Source organism: Vibrio sp. 2033 (assembly GCF_033339735.1).
Map to the genome: position 1 here is coordinate 36,123 of NZ_JAWOVC010000024.1, position 15,698 is coordinate 51,820.

Annotated in this window: 16 protein-coding genes and 1 rRNA gene; 13 read left to right on the plus strand and 4 right to left on the minus strand. The window is 44.3% G+C overall.

The window, feature by feature from the left end; all coding sequences use genetic code 11:
• Nucleotides 1-5 precede the first annotated feature (5 nt).
• Nucleotides 6-233 (plus strand): 30S ribosomal protein S18, encoded by a 228-nt coding sequence (gene rpsR / locus R7P74_RS21575; protein ID WP_000090472.1) that lies wholly within the window; start codon nucleotides 6-8, stop codon nucleotides 231-233.
• 33 nt (nucleotides 234-266) lie between these two features.
• A complete protein-coding gene (rplI, locus tag R7P74_RS21580) occupies nucleotides 267-719 on the plus strand; it encodes a 50S ribosomal protein L9 (RefSeq protein ID WP_005382760.1) in 453 nt (150 codons plus the stop codon).
• A gap of 76 nt (nucleotides 720-795) precedes the next feature.
• Here the strand turns inward: rplI and R7P74_RS21585 are convergent, their stop codons facing one another.
• Nucleotides 796-1,560, minus strand: a complete 765-nt coding sequence (locus tag R7P74_RS21585; protein ID WP_005381276.1) for a DUF481 domain-containing protein — start codon at nucleotides 1,558-1,560, stop codon at nucleotides 796-798.
• Nucleotides 1,561-1,781: 221 nt separating this feature from the next.
• On the opposite strand from R7P74_RS21585, the gene R7P74_RS21590 reads away from it, so the two are divergent.
• Nucleotides 1,782-3,182 (plus strand): replicative DNA helicase, encoded by a 1,401-nt coding sequence (locus R7P74_RS21590; RefSeq protein ID WP_005382759.1) that lies wholly within the window; start codon nucleotides 1,782-1,784, stop codon nucleotides 3,180-3,182.
• 13 nt (nucleotides 3,183-3,195) lie between these two features.
• On the plus strand, nucleotides 3,196-4,272 hold the full coding sequence (alr, locus tag R7P74_RS21595; RefSeq protein ID WP_005381272.1) for an alanine racemase: 1,077 nt from the start codon (nucleotides 3,196-3,198) through the stop codon (nucleotides 4,270-4,272).
• 38 nt (nucleotides 4,273-4,310) lie between these two features.
• On the opposite strand, the gene R7P74_RS21600 is transcribed toward alr, so the two are convergent.
• Nucleotides 4,311-4,730, minus strand: a complete 420-nt coding sequence (locus R7P74_RS21600; protein ID WP_005381271.1) for a secondary thiamine-phosphate synthase enzyme YjbQ — start codon at nucleotides 4,728-4,730, stop codon at nucleotides 4,311-4,313.
• A gap of 305 nt (nucleotides 4,731-5,035) precedes the next feature.
• Here R7P74_RS21600 and pgi point away from each other — a divergent pair, with 305 nt between their 5' ends.
• Nucleotides 5,036-6,688: a glucose-6-phosphate isomerase gene (gene pgi, locus R7P74_RS21605; protein WP_005381270.1), complete on the plus strand. Its 1,653-nt coding sequence runs from the start codon at nucleotides 5,036-5,038 to the stop codon at nucleotides 6,686-6,688.
• Nucleotides 6,689-6,787: 99 nt separating this feature from the next.
• Here pgi and R7P74_RS21610 read toward each other — a convergent pair whose 3' ends face one another.
• Together R7P74_RS21610 and zur are read right to left on the minus strand one after the other, a co-directional pair.
• Nucleotides 6,788-7,249, minus strand: a complete 462-nt coding sequence (locus R7P74_RS21610) for a chemotaxis protein CheX (protein WP_005381269.1) — start codon at nucleotides 7,247-7,249, stop codon at nucleotides 6,788-6,790.
• A gap of 9 nt (nucleotides 7,250-7,258) precedes the next feature.
• Nucleotides 7,259-7,723, minus strand: a complete 465-nt coding sequence (zur, locus tag R7P74_RS21615) for a zinc uptake transcriptional repressor Zur (RefSeq protein ID WP_005381268.1) — start codon at nucleotides 7,721-7,723, stop codon at nucleotides 7,259-7,261.
• 321 nt (nucleotides 7,724-8,044) lie between these two features.
• On the opposite strand from zur, the gene dusA reads away from it, so the two are divergent.
• The 8 genes from dusA to R7P74_RS21655 all read left to right on the plus strand — a co-directional run.
• Nucleotides 8,045-9,025 (plus strand): tRNA dihydrouridine(20/20a) synthase DusA, encoded by a 981-nt coding sequence (gene dusA / locus R7P74_RS21620; RefSeq protein ID WP_017821727.1) that lies wholly within the window; start codon nucleotides 8,045-8,047, stop codon nucleotides 9,023-9,025.
• Between the two features lie 164 nt (nucleotides 9,026-9,189).
• Nucleotides 9,190-9,405 (plus strand): envelope stress response protein PspG, encoded by a 216-nt coding sequence (gene pspG / locus R7P74_RS21625; RefSeq protein ID WP_005381266.1) that lies wholly within the window; start codon nucleotides 9,190-9,192, stop codon nucleotides 9,403-9,405.
• A gap of 98 nt (nucleotides 9,406-9,503) precedes the next feature.
• Nucleotides 9,504-10,163 (plus strand): TIGR04219 family outer membrane beta-barrel protein, encoded by a 660-nt coding sequence (locus R7P74_RS21630; RefSeq protein ID WP_053307553.1) that lies wholly within the window; start codon nucleotides 9,504-9,506, stop codon nucleotides 10,161-10,163.
• A 157-nt stretch (nucleotides 10,164-10,320) separates the two neighbouring features.
• Nucleotides 10,321-10,551, plus strand: coding sequence for a hypothetical protein (locus R7P74_RS21635; RefSeq protein ID WP_005381264.1), 231 nt, complete (start codon nucleotides 10,321-10,323; stop codon nucleotides 10,549-10,551).
• A 117-nt stretch (nucleotides 10,552-10,668) separates the two neighbouring features.
• Nucleotides 10,669-12,540: an assimilatory sulfite reductase (NADPH) flavoprotein subunit gene (locus R7P74_RS21640; RefSeq protein WP_262656811.1), complete on the plus strand. Its 1,872-nt coding sequence runs from the start codon at nucleotides 10,669-10,671 to the stop codon at nucleotides 12,538-12,540.
• Entirely contained in the window at nucleotides 12,540-14,276 is a 1,737-nt protein-coding gene (cysI, locus tag R7P74_RS21645) for an assimilatory sulfite reductase (NADPH) hemoprotein subunit (protein ID WP_225474178.1), read from the plus strand. The genes R7P74_RS21640 and cysI overlap by 1 nt, the downstream gene beginning before the upstream one ends.
• Nucleotides 14,269-15,048, plus strand: coding sequence for a phosphoadenylyl-sulfate reductase (locus tag R7P74_RS21650; protein ID WP_005382748.1), 780 nt, complete (start codon nucleotides 14,269-14,271; stop codon nucleotides 15,046-15,048). The genes cysI and R7P74_RS21650 overlap by 8 nt, the downstream gene beginning before the upstream one ends.
• 583 nt (nucleotides 15,049-15,631) lie before the next feature.
• A 16S ribosomal RNA gene (locus tag R7P74_RS21655) occupies nucleotides 15,632-15,698 on the plus strand; the annotation flags it as partial.

Here is a 15,698-nt window from a genome sequence, read left to right on the forward strand (position 1 = left end):
AGCCCATGGCTCGTTTCTTCCGTCGTCGTAAATTCTGCCGTTTCACTGCAGAAGGCGTACAAGAGATTGATTACAAAGACGTAGCAACTCTTAAAAACTACATCACTGAAGCTGGTAAAATCGTACCTAGCCGTATCACTGGTACAAGCGCTAAGTACCAGCGTCAACTAGCACGTGCTATCAAGCGTTCACGCTACCTAGCTCTACTACCGTACACTGACAAGCATCAGTAATCGGTTCATTTTATTAAGAAAGAGGATTAAGCAATGCAAGTTATTCTACTTGATAAAATTGGTAACCTAGGTGGTCTTGGCGATACTGCAAACGTTAAATCTGGCTACGCTCGTAACTTCCTTATCCCACAAGGTAAAGCAGTTATGGCAACTAAAGCTAACGTTGAAATGTTTGAAGCTCGTCGTGCTGAACTAGAAGCTAAAGTTGCTGAGCAACTAGCTGCTGCAGAAGCTCGCGCAGAGAAAGTTAACGCTCTAGAAGCGGTAGTTATCGCTTCTAAAGCTGGTGACGAAGGCAAACTATTCGGTTCTATCGGTACTCGTGACATCGCTGACGCTATCACAGCTGCAGGCGTTGAAGTTGCTAAGAGCGAAGTTCGCCTTCCTGAAGGTGCTCTACGTAACACTGGTGAGTTCGAGATCAGCGTTCAACTTCACTCTGAAGTTTTCGCGACAGTTAACCTACAAGTTGTTGCTGCTGAGTAATTCAGTATCAAGACGAAATACTAAAAAGCACCTCCTTGGAGGTGCTTTTTTATTTCTAAAACTGAGAGAAAAAGGGTTAAAAAGCGAAAAGTAAATTAACGGAAAATACGCTGTCCGCTTTGCTTAAGCCTTCAGGCACTTTATCGTGATACTGACGAGAGTGCGCCAGTTTCAGTGCAATATCTTCAGTAATATCATTGGTTACACTGAGTTCACTATCAGTACGTGTGTTACTTCTACCTGTTACCAACGTAATATCAGCTGCGAAACTTAAATTATCCAACGCATGCCAAGTTGTGTTGATATTTCCTCGAAAAATGCCTTCTCTAACGATATCGGGAAAGACAATATCGTCATCATCTATTTCGTCTAAGTTTGGCTCTTGATAGCGAAAACCAGGGCCTACTTCTACCTCTAAAATGAAGTTCTCAGTGTAGGAGAACTGGTAACCCAAACCACCTGACAACGTATAGTCTTTAAAATAAGCACTGTAGCGAGAATCCACCCCTTTAAAGCTGCCATACAAATATGTCTTAGGGCCTAACTTGTAGTCACTCTGTAGGGAGTAGGTGGATGAGCGTTTGTCTTCTTCACCGTCTTTGTACAAGTTGTAGTACTTCCATTCACCATTAGAACGGTGTCGACCTGACGTATATTCAGCACTCAAACGAGCATTCAGGGAACGAGAGTCCGTGTTACCTGTATGAGCTTGATAGCCGAACTCCACCTCGGTTTTTAGTGGGTCGGGTACATCAATATTTTGCTCTGGCTGTACTGATTCGTCAGCATACGATGCACTAGCGCACAGTAGGCTAAAGCTAAGTAACCAGTATCGGGACACATCAACCTCGAACGTAATCAAAAAGGAGGGGCATGATACTGATACAGATATTTGGTTGGGTCAATGGTAGGTTAATTTTTATTAGAGCTAGACGGAAGAACCAGGCTATTACCCGGGTGGTTCACATGATGATTTCTTAACAAGTAATTGTCGCTTCGGGGAAGCATCTCAGTTAGGTTAAGGTTATAATCGTTGGTCAATAGTAGTTATCGAGCAAAGTCATGGCGGAAAACAGAAATCGCAAACCTTCAGACAGTCAGGTCGACGCAATCAAAGTGCCACCTCACTCACTAGAAGCCGAGCAATCAGTAATTGGTGGTCTTTTACTGGATAATGAACGTTGGGACACCGTTGCCGAACGTGTTGTGAGCAGTGATTTCTATAGTCGTCCACACCGCCTGATTTTTGAAGGTGTAAAAACCATTCTTGAAGCGGGTAAACCTCTCGATCTTATTACTTTATCGGAATATCTAGAGCGTCACGAGTTGTTAGAAGATGTAGGCGGTTTTGCTTACCTCGCTGACTTGGCGAAGAATACGCCAAGTGCAGCTAACATCAATGCGTATGCTGATATTGTCGCTGAGCGCGCGATTGTTCGTGGCCTTATTGGTGTCGCGAATGAAATTGCGGACGCAGGCTATGACCCTCAAGGTCGCAGTTCTGAAGATTTAATAGACATGGCGGAGAGTAAAGTTTTTGCTATCGCCGAGTCTCGAACTAGTGAAAACGAAGGACCACAAAACGTCGACAACATCCTTGAAAAGACGTTAGAACGTATCGAGTTGTTGTATAAAACGCCACAAGATGGTGTTACCGGGGTCGATACCGGTTTCACAGATCTCAATAAGAAAACCGCAGGTTTGCAAGGCTCTGATTTGGTGATTGTCGCAGCGCGTCCATCGATGGGTAAAACGACCTTTGCGATGAACTTGTGTGAAAATGCGGCCATGCAACAAGAAAAGCCCGTACTTATTTTCTCGTTAGAGATGCCAGCTGAACAGTTGATGATGCGTATGTTGGCCTCTTTGTCTCGTGTTGACCAAACCAAGATCCGTACGGGTCAGCTAGATGACGAAGATTGGGCGCGTATTTCTTCTACTATGGGTATCCTGATGCAGAAGAAGAATATGTACATTGATGATAGCTCTGGTCTAACTCCGACCGAAGTGCGTTCGCGCGCTCGCCGTATCGCTCGTGAACATGGCGGTCTATCGATGATCATGGTCGACTACCTTCAGTTGATGCGCGTGCCTTCGTTAACCGATAACCGTACTCTTGAGATTGCTGAGATCTCTCGCTCTCTTAAGGCGCTGGCAAAAGAGCTAAATGTGCCTGTTGTGGCACTGTCGCAGCTAAACCGTTCCCTAGAGCAACGTGCGGATAAACGACCAGTAAACTCGGACTTGCGTGAATCCGGTTCCATCGAGCAGGATGCCGACTTGATCATGTTCATCTACCGTGATGAGGTTTATCACCCAGATAGTCCGTACAAAGGTACGGCCGAAATCATTATTGGTAAACAGCGTAATGGTCCTATCGGCTCTGTTCGCCTCACTTTCCAAGGTCAACATTCGCGTTTCGACAACTACGCGGGTCCTGCATTCGATATTGATGATGAGTAATCCCATGAGCTATATGAAAGCGGCCAAGGCGTGCATTGATTTGTCTGCGTTGCAGCACAACTTACAGCGCGTAAAAGCTCAAGCGCCACAAAGTAAAGTGATGGCTGTCGTCAAGGCCAATGGTTATGGTCACGGATTACGTCATGTCGCAAAACATGCTAACCATGCGGATGCGTTTGGTGTGGCTCGCATTGAAGAAGCATTGCAACTGCGCGCTTGTGGAGTAGTAAAGCCGATTCTATTGCTAGAAGGTTTTTACTCTCCTGGTGATTTACCTGTTCTTGTGACGAACAACATCCAAACTGTGGTGCACTGTGAAGAGCAGCTTATCGCCTTGGAGCAAGCAGACCTTGAAACTCCGGTTGTCGTGTGGCTGAAGATTGACAGTGGCATGCACCGCCTTGGGGTTCGTCCTGAACAATATGACGACTTTGTAACGCGGCTGAAGGAGTGTCCAAATGTAGCGAAACCGTTGCGTTACATGAGCCACTTTGGCTGTGCAGATGAGCTGGATAGCGATATTACCCCACAACAGATTGAGCTGTTTAAATCGTTGACTTCTGGTTGCCAAGGGGAACGTTCACTGGCAGCATCTGCGGGGTTATTGGCATGGCCTCAAAGCCATTTAGATTGGGTTCGTCCGGGTATTATCATGTATGGTGTGTCGCCATTCGATGACAAAACGGCGCAAGATCTTGGGTATCAGCCTGTCATGACACTTAAATCCCACCTTATTGCGGTACGTGAAGTGAAGAAGGGCGAAAGTGTTGGCTATGGTGGTATTTGGACCAGTGAGCGAGATACAAAAGTTGGGGTCATCGCTGTAGGGTATGGCGACGGTTACCCAAGAAGTGCTCCAAACGGTACGCCGGTGTGGGTTAATGGCCGTAAAGTACCTATTGCAGGTCGAGTTTCCATGGATATGCTGACGGTCGATTTGGGACCAGACGCAACGGATAAAGTCAGCGACGAAGCGATTCTTTGGGGGAAAGAGCTCCCAGTAGAAGAAGTGGCGGGTCACATTGGTACGATTGCGTATGAACTCGTGACTAAGCTAACGCCTCGCGTCGAGATGGAATACTCCAAATAAACAACGAAAGGCTAACCCAAGGTTAGCCTTTGTTTTATCTACTCACCGTTAATCGTAGCAATAACGCGGCGGCCGCCACCAAAGTCTCGATGCTCACCCAAGTAAATACCTTGCCATGTTCCTAAAGCTAATCGACCATTTTGGATTGGTACCGTCACACTACTGCCAAGCAGTGATGCTTTAATATGTGCCGGCATGTCGTCGTCACCTTCATAGGTGTGCTGATAATAAGGAGCACGCTCTGGCACAAACTTATTGAAGTGCGCTTCCATGTCCATACGCACGGTTGGATCAGCATTCTCATTTAAGGTCAAACTGGCGGAGGTGTGCTGAATAAATAAGTGTAATAAACCTACTGAAAGTTCGTTTATTTGTGGTAATTGTTGTTCAATTTCATCAGTTATCAGGTGAAAACCGCGGCTTCTCGCTTTTAATTGCAGTGTTTTTTGTGCCCACATACGTGTTCCTTTGGAAATTTATAAATTGGCGTCTATCCTATTCCAATTAGAGCCTGTCATTAGTAAATGATATGATTCTTGTCATCGTAAATGAATGTTCAATTTCAGGGCAGGGAACGTGACCTAACTCAATGTGAGTGTAAAAGCTCTCGGTCATAATTGGCGCCTGAAAAAAAATTACAAAGACTTGTTTTGTGGCAATTTGCCCAAACATCTAATTTATATTCTATTTGCTAAATCGGGGATTCCACAGTTTTCGCTAGACTGTAAGGAATGGAACCTACTGTAACATCGGGATAAAGACCATGTTGAAAAATATCAATCCAACGCAAACACAAGCTTGGAAAGCGCTAACGGCGCATTTCGAATCTGCACAAGATATGGATCTTAAAGAGCTGTTTGCTCAAGACGCAGCGCGTTTCGACAAATACTCTGCACGTTTCGGCTCAGACATCCTAGTCGATTACTCAAAGAACCTCATCAATGAGGAAACTCTGAAGCACCTGTTTGCTCTTGCGAAAGAGACCGAGCTGAAATCTGCAATTGAAGCGATGTTCAGTGGTGAAGCGATCAACCAAACAGAAGGTCGCGCTGTTCTTCACACTGCACTACGTAACCGCGCTAATACTCCAGTTATGGTAGATGGCGAAGACGTAATGCCAGCAGTGAACGCGGTTCTAGAAAAAATGAAATCATTCACTGAGCGCGTTATCGGCGGTGAATGGAAAGGTTACACAGGCAAAGCAATTACCGATATTGTGAACATCGGTATCGGCGGTTCTGACCTTGGCCCTTACATGGTGACGGAAGCTTTAGCGCCATACAAAAATCATCTAAACCTTCACTTCGTATCTAACGTTGATGGTACACACATCGTTGAAACGTTGAAGAAAGTTAACCCAGAAACGACGTTATTCTTGATCGCGTCTAAGACGTTTACAACACAAGAAACCATGACTAACGCGCACACTGCTCGTGATTGGTTCCTAGAATCGGCGGGTGATCAGGCTCATGTGGCTAAGCACTTTGCTGCGCTTTCAACAAACGCGACAGCCGTGTCTGAATTTGGTATCGATACAGCGAACATGTTTGAATTCTGGGACTGGGTTGGTGGCCGTTACTCACTATGGTCTGCGATCGGTCTATCAATTGCACTAGCAGTAGGTTTCGACAACTTCGTTGAGCTGCTTGATGGCGCTCACGAGATGGACAAGCACTTTGTATCAACAGATCTAGAAAGCAACATCCCTGTGATCCTTGCGCTTATCGGTATTTGGTACAACAACTTCCACGGTGCGGAATCAGAAGCTATTCTGCCTTACGATCAGTACATGCACCGTTTCGCGGCGTACTTCCAGCAAGGTAACATGGAATCAAACGGTAAATACGTTGACCGTGACGGCAATGCTGTAACTTACCAAACTGGCCCAATCATTTGGGGTGAACCAGGTACCAACGGTCAGCACGCGTTCTACCAGCTAATTCACCAAGGTACTAAGCTTATCCCATGTGACTTCATTGCACCTGCAATTAGCCACAACCCAGCTAGCGATCATCACCAAAAACTGATGTCTAACTTCTTCGCGCAAACTGAAGCTCTAGCGTTTGGTAAAAATGAAGAAACCGTGAAAGAAGAGTTGGTGAAAGTAGGTAAGAATGCTGAAGAAGTGGCAGCGATTGCGCCATTCAAAGTGTTTGAAGGTAACCGTCCAACAAACTCTATTCTAGTGAAGCAAATCACGCCTCGTACACTAGGTAACTTGATCGCAATGTACGAACACAAAATTTTCGTACAAGGTGTTATCTGGAATATCTTCAGCTTTGACCAGTGGGGCGTGGAGCTAGGTAAACAACTGGCTAACCAAATCCTACCTGAGCTTGCAGACGAGTCTCAAATCAGCTCGCATGACAGCTCAACAAACGGTCTAATCAACGCATTTAAAGCGTTCAAAGCTTAATGTTTGAATAGATAAAGAAAAGGTCAGCAAATGCTGACCTTTTTATTGCCTGAGGCACAAACAAAATAGGTTGGCCAGTGCCAACCTATTTTTTCTCTTTTATTCGAAGCAAATTTCGATAAATGCATTTCCCCATTGGGAAGAGAAAGGCATGATAATAATCGAGCCTTCACACTTGTGGCGAATCGTATGACCTCGGCCCGAAACCACAACCGGTGTAGCCATATCAAAGTCAAAACCACTTTCCGCCAGAATGCGTTTCGCACCACCAGTAACCATGTTGGTGATCTCACCCACCATATCGGTCACTTCTTCATTGAGCCCATTTGGACGTTCACCAAGCATGTTCTGCATGATTTCTAGGGCGAGTGCTTCATCAAAGGTGATCGACATTGAACCACGAGTTTGTGGGCCTACCATACCAATCAGACCAGAAACGTCACCTCGTGCGATCTCATCTTTTTTGATTCGCGGTTTTTGTGGCTTCAGCTCAAGAGAAGCCATAGTTTTTAGCACGTTCATTAAAGAAGCTAAAAACGGGTTTACAAATTCAGCGCGCATAACGTTCTTCTATACTTTTTCTTTCGTCTCGGAGGAACAGGCCTGGCATTCACCATGAGTTTCAATAACTTGGTTGGTCAGTTTGAATCCATGCTTCTCGGCGTTTTCGGCTAACAAGGATATCAGCGTCTCATCTTCGAGTTCAACGACATCACCACATTTATCGCAAATTAGTAATTGGAAAAAGTGCTGCTGAGTATTGAAAGAACAACAAGTAATAAAGCTATTTGTCGATTCCACTCGGTGGATGAAGCCTTGTTCTAGGAGAAAATCTAATGCTCGATAAACAGTGGGCGGCTTAGCCTGAGGCTCACTCTCTTTTAGTTGCTCCAATAGCTCATACGCACTTGAGGCGCGGCGATTAGAACAAATGAGTTCAAATACGCGTCGGCGTTGCGGAGTCAGTCGTACTCCACGCTCTGCGCAGATACTTTCAATTTGTTCAATGATTGTTGGGTTCAAACCTTTCACCATAACTATCGGACGTGCTCTATGATAAATCATTTCTATACGAAGTTCGTTTAGAAATGCTTCATTTTACCCACTATCAGAACGAAAATCATGAATTAAAGCAAGTCGGTGGTGGTGTGAAGGCGGAATAATCATCACAGAATGAATCAACGAATGACAGATTCGTATTACTTCTGCGTATTCCTAAGCACTTGGCTAGTCAGCCAACCAAATCATTCTCGCTGAAACTAGCACCCAGAGGTGCTTGGGTATACAATACCCGACTTATTTTTTGAGCGTACTGCTGCGCTCGACCTTGGCAACATAAAAACGGGTGTTTATATCATGACTCATTCTTGCAGGCTCTCCGTAGCACCAATGTTAGATTGGACTGATCGTCATTGTCGCTACTTCCATCGCTTAATGACCAAAGAAACCCTGCTGTACACTGAAATGGTGACGACAGGTGCGATCATTCATGGAAAAGGAGATTTCCTGGCTTATAACGAAGAAGAGCATCCGTTAGCCCTTCAACTTGGTGGTTCAAACCCAGCAGATTTGGCTACGTGTGCCAAGCTAGCGCAAGAGCGTGGCTACGATGAGATTAACCTAAATGTGGGGTGTCCATCTGACCGCGTACAAAATGGTCGCTTCGGTGCTTGCCTAATGGCTGAACCGCAGTTAGTTGCGGATTGTGTCGCAGCAATGAAAGACGTGGTCGATATCCCTGTAACAGTAAAGACTCGCATTGGTATTGATGATCAAGACTCCTACGAGTTCCTAACGGATTTCGTTTCTATTGTTTCAGAAAAGGGTGGCTGTGAGCAGTTCACTATCCACGCACGTAAAGCATGGTTAAGTGGTCTAAGCCCAAAAGAAAACCGCGAGATCCCACCATTGGATTACCCACGCGCTTACCAATTGAAGCAAGACTTCTCACACCTAACGATTGCGATTAACGGTGGCGTGAAATCATTAGAAGAAGCAAAAGCACATCTTCAGCATCTTGACGGTGTGATGATTGGTCGTGAAGCATACCAAAGCCCATATTTACTGGCATCGGTAGACCAAGAGTTGTTTGGCTCTAATGCTCCAGTGAAGAAACGCAGCGAAATTGTTGAAGAGATGTACCCATACATTGAAGCGCAATTAGCGAAAGGTGCGTACCTTGGTCATATTACCCGCCACATGTTAGGTTTGTTCCAAAGCATGCCCGGTGCTCGTCAATGGCGTCGTCATATCAGTGAAAATGCGCACAAACCAGGTTCTGGTCTAGAAGTATTGCAAGACGCGCTAGCTAAGATTCCAAAAGAATTGAATGTGTAAAATTCGCCAGTGAATGGCTAAAATTACCAACTAAAGAATGATAAAGCCAGAGTGCAGAAATGCCTCTGGCTTTGTTTTTTTATTAAAAATCATAATCTTAACTTCGTTTCTGTAAGTTGGTATGGAAACTGCTCTGTTTATTGAAAACAAATGGAGAAGTGATTATGTTGGAGCTAATCTTTATTTTAGTCTTTGCGGCGACCTTGTTGGTTACGGGTATCACAATGATGACCGTATTCGCAGCAACTGGTATTGCGTTAGTTGTGATGTTTTTACTGGGAATGGTTGGAGCGGTACTTAAACTATTACCATGGTTAATCGTGATTGCATTGGGTATTTGGTTCTTCAAGAATTACGTCGCTCAGCCCCGCTATAAATAATGAGTAACATCATTTAGTTGATGGAGAGGCGTGAGAATATGGTATATTTCCTCTCACGTCCTCTACGTGAATATCAGCTATCTCGGAGTAAATACTACATGACAAATAAAGCGAACATCGCTTTAACGGCATTATCGTTGGCAGTATCTTTTCCTGTTTTTGCAGAGTACTCTGTATCGACAAAAGTCGGCGCAGAGGTATGGGTTGCCGACACTAAAGTTAATGAAGTGAGACGAGATAGCAGTACCGCAGGCACTTTTTACGCGGCGATTGAACATGATGTTAAATATGTCCCTAATGCGCGCCTTCGTTACTCAAGTGTTGATGCGGATTACATGGGGTTCGATAAGCTCGATTTAACCTTGTATTACCACGTTCTAGAGCATGATTTATTGCACTTTGATGCGGGACTCACGTTCAGTAATTTAAGTGACACTAAATACATTGATGCTGGCTCAAGCAGGCGTGTAGAAGAATTTGATGAGCTGATTTGGGCTTGGTATGGTTACGCAGAAATTCAAGTTCCGGATACAAACTTTGATGTGATTGGTGAGATAAACTTTGGTGACAACAAAGGTATCAAAAGCACCGATTTCATGGCAGGTGTTCAATACAATGTACCGCTCGAAAAAGCTCGACTGGCTTTTCGTGGAGGTTACCGTGTGATTGATTTAGAGTCCGATAAATTCATGTCGGATCTAGGGAAAGAGTTTATTTTTGCTAACGGCTTCTTTGTGAGTGCGGAATACGCGTTCTAAATTCAGCCATGTTAGATATTCGATTTACTTAAAACGTCGCTTTATAAGCGGCGTTTTTTTATATCACTTCATTATATCTAATCGAAATTTCTCCCTATTTGGCTGACTTAGACCATGCTTACCTAGGAGCAATGTGAAAGTTAAAGCAGGGATAGCGATGACAATAAATGAACTAAGACATCTATTCCGTGAAAATCAGCTTATCGAAGCGATTATTGAGCCTGCAATCCAAGAGGGTGGTTGGGTTGTAGAGTTCAGACATGCGCGCGGTGGTTTTGTTTTTCTAACGGACAGTCACGGCGAAGAATGTCTTTATGAAGATTTGGATACTGCGTCAAAATCGGCAATGGCAGTAGGCTTTCAACAAGTCCGCATTGAAGATCGATGAGCAAAAAGTAAGCCGTTCTTACTTCCAAAAAGTTATAAAACATTCACTTCTATTCTTTCTTGTTATTAAGGAGAGTGGGTACTCTATCGTCACGCAATGAATAGGGATGTCGTGATAATGTCTTTTCAAAAGAATGAGTATTCTCACAAGAATGTGTCTGAAGATAATAATGGGCAAGGAGGAAATCCTCCAATCGCAAGCCCTCTGAATGACCAACAAATTAGCTCACTCCAACAAACTGTCTCTGAGTTGTCTTCACAGCAACTTGCTTGGGTCAGTGGGTATTTTTGGGGATTAGCTCAAAATCAACCAAACACAGCGGCAACGCCAATTGCACAAGCAACGGCAGCCGTATCAGCGAAGCCAGCAGGTAAGTTGAGTATTATTTTTGCTTCCCAAACGGGCAATGCTAAAGGTGTTGCTGAAGCTCTGGAACAGGAAGCAAAAGCAGAAGGAATTGCAGTCGAACTTTTTGATGCAAGCGATTACAAAGGTAAAAACTTAGCCAAAGAAACGCATGTCATTATTGTGGCATCGACTAACGGCGAAGGCGAAGCGCCAGACAATGCCATTGAGCTACATGAGTTTTTGCAATCGAAGAAGGCTCCAAAGCTGCCAAACCTGCAATATGGTGTTATTGCATTGGGAGATTCTAGCTACGAGTTCTTCTGTCAGACCGGTAAAGACTTCGACACTTACCTATCAAAGCTAGGCGCGACTCCATTTATCGAGCGTCTTGATTGCGATGTGGATTATGAAGCCCCCGCAACTGAATGGCGTAAGAATGCGTTAGACAAGGTAAAAGATACACTTTCTTCTGGCTCTGAAGCGGATGTGGTTCAACTTCCTGTGGGTCAAGCTGCGACTGCGCACTCTCCTTACAATAAACAAAATCCGTACACTGCGACGTTACTGACCAGTCAAAAAATCACGGGCCGTGACTCTGGAAAAGACGTTCGTCATATAGAAATCGACTTAGAAGGCTCGGGCTTAACGTATCAGCCAGGTGATGCACTAGGTGTGTGGTTTGAAAATAGCTCGGAACTTGCAAATGCCATTCTTGGTAAGGTCGGTTTGTCTGGGGTTGAGACTGTTGACGTTGATGGTGAAAGCTTGTCAATCCACAGTGCTCTTGTGAGTAAATATGAAATCACAACATCTAACCCACAGCTCATCACAAAGTTTGCCGAGTTATCCGGTAGCAAGAAACTACAAAAGTTAGTTGAAGATAAAGATAAGCTTCGCGAGTACTCTGCAAATACTCAAATCGTTGATGTACTGGCAGAAAAGAAAACCAAGTTAACCGCAGATGAATTGATTGGTTTGCTTCGTCGTCTTACTCCACGCCTTTACTCTATTGCATCAAGCCAAGAAGAGGTCGATGAAGAAGTACACCTAACGGTTGCTTTGGTTGAGTACGAACAAAACGACGAAAAACGATATGGTGGAGCGTCTAGTTTCTTAGCACAGCGTCTCGAAGAGGGAGATGAAGTTAAAGTATTTGTTGAGCATAACAACAACTTTAAACTGCCGGAAGATGATAGCACTCCAATTATCATGGTTGGTCCTGGCACAGGGATCGCACCATTCCGAAGCTTTATTCAGGAACGTGAAAACCGTGATGCTGAAGGCAAAAACTGGTTGTTCTTTGGTGATCGCACGTTCACTCAAGACTTCTTATACCAAGTGGAATGGCAAAAGTATCTCAAGTCAGGAGTACTAAGCCGATTGGATGTTGCCTTTAGTCGTGACCAAGTAGAAAAGGTTTACGTACAACATCGCATCTTAGAAAACGCAGCTCAAGTGTGGCAGTGGATCCAAGAAGGCGCTTATATCTATGTCTGCGGTGATGCAACGCGTATGGCAAAAGATGTGCACGACGCATTGGTTATCGTTGCTGAACAAGAAGGCAAGATGCCGCGTGACGATGCAGAACAATTTATTAATGACCTACGTAAAGCGAAACGTTATCAGAGGGATGTGTACTAATGACTTTTTCTACGGACAATAATAAGCAGGTTGTATTAGGTGAAGAGTTAGGGCCGCTATCTGATAACGAGCGCCTGAAGCGAGAAAGCAACTTATTACGTGGCACCATTGAGCAAGATTTACAGGACCGTATTACTGGTGGCTTTACTGCCGACAACTTCCAGTTAATTCGTTTCCACGGTATGTATCAACAAGACGATCGTGATATCCGTAATGAACGCACAAAGCAAAAACTGGAACCATTACATAATGTGATGCTTCGTGCTCGTATGCCTGGAGGCATCATCACGCCAACGCAATGGTTAGCGATCGACAAGTTCGCAACGGAGCACTCTTTATATGGAAGTATTCGTCTGACGACTCGCCAAACGTTCCAGTTTCATGGGGTATTAAAACCGAATATTAAGTTGATGCATCAAACGCTCAACAGTATTGGCATTGATTCGATTGCAACCGCGGGTGATGTAAACCGTAACGTGTTGTGTACCACTAATCCAGTGGAGTCAGAGTTACACCAAGAAGCTTACGAATGGGCGAAGAGAATCAGTGAACACCTGCTTCCGAAAACACGCGCTTATGCAGAGATTTGGCTAGACGGTGAAAAAGTAGAAAGCACGGAAGAAGACGAACCGATTCTAGGCAAGAACTACTTACCACGTAAGTTTAAAACCACAGTGGTTATCCCACCGCAAAATGACGTAGATGTACACGCTAACGATCTCAACTTCGTAGCGATTGCAGATAACGGCAAGCTGGTTGGTTTTAACGTCCTGGTCGGCGGCGGCTTAGCGATGACGCATGGCGATACATCAACTTATCCGCGCCGCGCTGACGACTTTGGCTTTATTCCGCTGGACAAGACACTTGATGTTGCCGCAGCTGTAGTAACAACTCAGCGCGACTGGGGTAACCGTTCAAACCGTAAGAACGCAAAAACCAAATACACATTGGATCGTGTAGGTAGCGATGTCTTTAAAGCGGAAGTCGAGAAACGTGCTGGTGTTAAGTTTGAGCAAAGCCGTCCATATGAATTCACAGAACGTGGTGACCGTATTGGCTGGGTAGAGGGAATTGATGGTAAATATCATTTAGCGCTTTTCATCGAAAACGGTCGCTTATTAGACTTTCCAGGTAAACCACTTAAGACGGGTGTTGCTGAAATTGCCAAAATCCACAAAGGAGATTTCCGCATGACAGCAAACCAAAACCTAATTGTTGCGAGTGTACCTAAAAACGAAAAAGCGAAGATTGAAAAGATCGCTCGTGAACATGGCTTAATGGACGACGGCGTAAGTGAACAGCGTAAGAACTCAATGGCTTGTGTTGCTTTTCCAACTTGTCCGCTAGCGATGGCAGAAGCTGAGCGTTTCCTTCCTCAGTTTGTTACTGATGTGGAGGGGATTCTGGAGAAGCACAACCTACCAGAAAATGACAACATCATTTTGCGTGTAACTGGGTGTCCAAATGGTTGTGGTCGCGCAATGTTGGCTGAAATTGGTCTAGTTGGCAAAGCGCCGGGTCGTTACAACTTGCACCTAGGTGGTAACCGTGCCGGTACTCGAGTACCAAAAATGTATAAAGAGAACATCACGGATAAGCAAATCTTAGAAGAGATTGATCTGCTGGTGGCTAGATGGTCGAAAGAGCGTGAAGAAGGCGAAGCCTTTGGCGATTTCACTATTCGTGCTGGCATTATCCAAGAAGTGCTCGTATCAAAGAGGGACTTTCATGCTTGATTCTGTAGCATCCAAGCTTGAGCTCACAGAGTTACTGACATTAACAAAGACGGAGCAAATCCTCCGTCTTGCTCAAATTAATGTCGAGCTCGAAAAGCTTTCAGCACAAGAGAGAGTTGCGTGGGCTTTAGATAATCTAGAAGGCGAGTTCGCGGTTTCTTCTAGTTTTGGTATTCAAGCCGCGGTTATGCTTCATTTAGTTACTCGCGCCAAAGCGGACATCCCCGTCATTCTAACCGATACTGGTTACCTGTTTGCTGAGACGTACCGATTTATCGATGAGCTGACAGATGCTCTCAACCTAAATTTAAAAGTTTATCGAGCCAAAGAAAGTGCGAATTGGCAAGAAGCTCGATATGGAAAATTATGGGAGCAGGGTGTAGAGGGAATTGAAAAATACAACAAGCTCAATAAAGTTGAGCCGATGCGTCGAGCGTTAAAAGAGCTTAATGTTGGAACGTGGTTCTCTGGATTGCGTCGAGAGCAAAGTAAATCTCGTGCAGGTTTACCGATTCTATCAATTCAGAACGGTGTGTTTAAATTTCTACCAGTAATTGATTGGACTAATAAAGACGTTCATTACTACTTAGAACAACACGGCCTTAAATATCACCCATTGTGGGATGAAGGTTACCTTTCAGTTGGTGATACACATACCACTCGTAAATGGGAGCCGGGAATGTCAGAGGAAGAAACTCGATTCTTTGGCTTAAAGCGAGAATGTGGCCTACACGAAGATGATGGCTCTGAACAAGATGGGTCTGGCATATAGCCATAATGCTCTTTAAATAGAGTTTAGGTTAAGTTTAATAAAGATAGCTGCAATAAAGCAGCTTTCTTTATTTATGGTACTTGAAAAAACACGCCTCAAAGAACAACTCTGTGGATAAGTTGTGTGAGAGTTTGGGGTAAAGTTGAATAAATAAAGGTTTGATCGAAAACTCATCGTTTAACCATTATTTTTGCAATTTTTGAAAAATAACACTTGCCAATGTGAGCGCGATCTCTATAATGCCTCCTCGTCGACAGGGCAAGGCCTCACAAGGGGTTAAGCAAAGTTGATAAGGCTGAAAAGAAAAACGAAATAATTTGAAGAAAGTGTTTGACACAATAAATTATCTCGCTAGAATGGCCGCCTCTTCCGAAGTGATGTCAATCACAAAGAAGAGTTGCTCTTTAACAATATAGACCTATCAATCTGTGTGGGCACTCGTTGATGATAATCCAATTAGAAGCTTCGGCTTCAAATTAGGTTTCAATGAAACGAAGTGACCATTGAATCTTCGGATTCAGCACAGTCAATTCAAACATTACTTTATGTAATGTTCAGTATTCATTGAGCCGAACAAAATCTTAAATTGAAGAGTTTGATCATGGCTCAGATTGAACGCTGGCGGCAGGCCTAACACATGCAAGTCGAGC

What these genes read in the sequence shown, in the direction of transcription:
- rpsR (WP_000090472.1), top strand. Translation starts at nt 6, where the DNA reads ATGGCTCGTTTCTTCCGTCGTCGTAAATTCTGCCGTTTCACTGCAGAA.
- rplI (WP_005382760.1), top strand. Translation starts at nt 267, where the DNA reads ATGCAAGTTATTCTACTTGATAAAATTGGTAACCTAGGTGGTCTTGGC.
- R7P74_RS21590 (WP_005382759.1), top strand. Translation starts at nt 1,782, where the DNA reads ATGGCGGAAAACAGAAATCGCAAACCTTCAGACAGTCAGGTCGACGCA.
- alr (WP_005381272.1), top strand. Translation starts at nt 3,196, where the DNA reads ATGAAAGCGGCCAAGGCGTGCATTGATTTGTCTGCGTTGCAGCACAAC.
- R7P74_RS21600 (WP_005381271.1), bottom strand. Translation starts at nt 4,730, where the DNA reads ATGTGGGCACAAAAAACACTGCAATTAAAAGCGAGAAGCCGCGGTTTT.
- pgi (WP_005381270.1), top strand. Translation starts at nt 5,036, where the DNA reads ATGTTGAAAAATATCAATCCAACGCAAACACAAGCTTGGAAAGCGCTA.
- R7P74_RS21610 (WP_005381269.1), bottom strand. Translation starts at nt 7,249, where the DNA reads ATGCGCGCTGAATTTGTAAACCCGTTTTTAGCTTCTTTAATGAACGTG.
- zur (WP_005381268.1), bottom strand. Translation starts at nt 7,723, where the DNA reads ATGGTGAAAGGTTTGAACCCAACAATCATTGAACAAATTGAAAGTATC.
- dusA (WP_017821727.1), top strand. Translation starts at nt 8,045, where the DNA reads ATGACTCATTCTTGCAGGCTCTCCGTAGCACCAATGTTAGATTGGACT.
- pspG (WP_005381266.1), top strand. Translation starts at nt 9,190, where the DNA reads ATGTTGGAGCTAATCTTTATTTTAGTCTTTGCGGCGACCTTGTTGGTT.
- R7P74_RS21630 (WP_053307553.1), top strand. Translation starts at nt 9,504, where the DNA reads ATGACAAATAAAGCGAACATCGCTTTAACGGCATTATCGTTGGCAGTA.
- R7P74_RS21635 (WP_005381264.1), top strand. Translation starts at nt 10,321, where the DNA reads ATGACAATAAATGAACTAAGACATCTATTCCGTGAAAATCAGCTTATC.
- R7P74_RS21640 (WP_262656811.1), top strand. Translation starts at nt 10,669, where the DNA reads ATGTCTTTTCAAAAGAATGAGTATTCTCACAAGAATGTGTCTGAAGAT.
- cysI (WP_225474178.1), top strand. Translation starts at nt 12,540, where the DNA reads ATGACTTTTTCTACGGACAATAATAAGCAGGTTGTATTAGGTGAAGAG.
- R7P74_RS21650 (WP_005382748.1), top strand. Translation starts at nt 14,269, where the DNA reads ATGCTTGATTCTGTAGCATCCAAGCTTGAGCTCACAGAGTTACTGACA.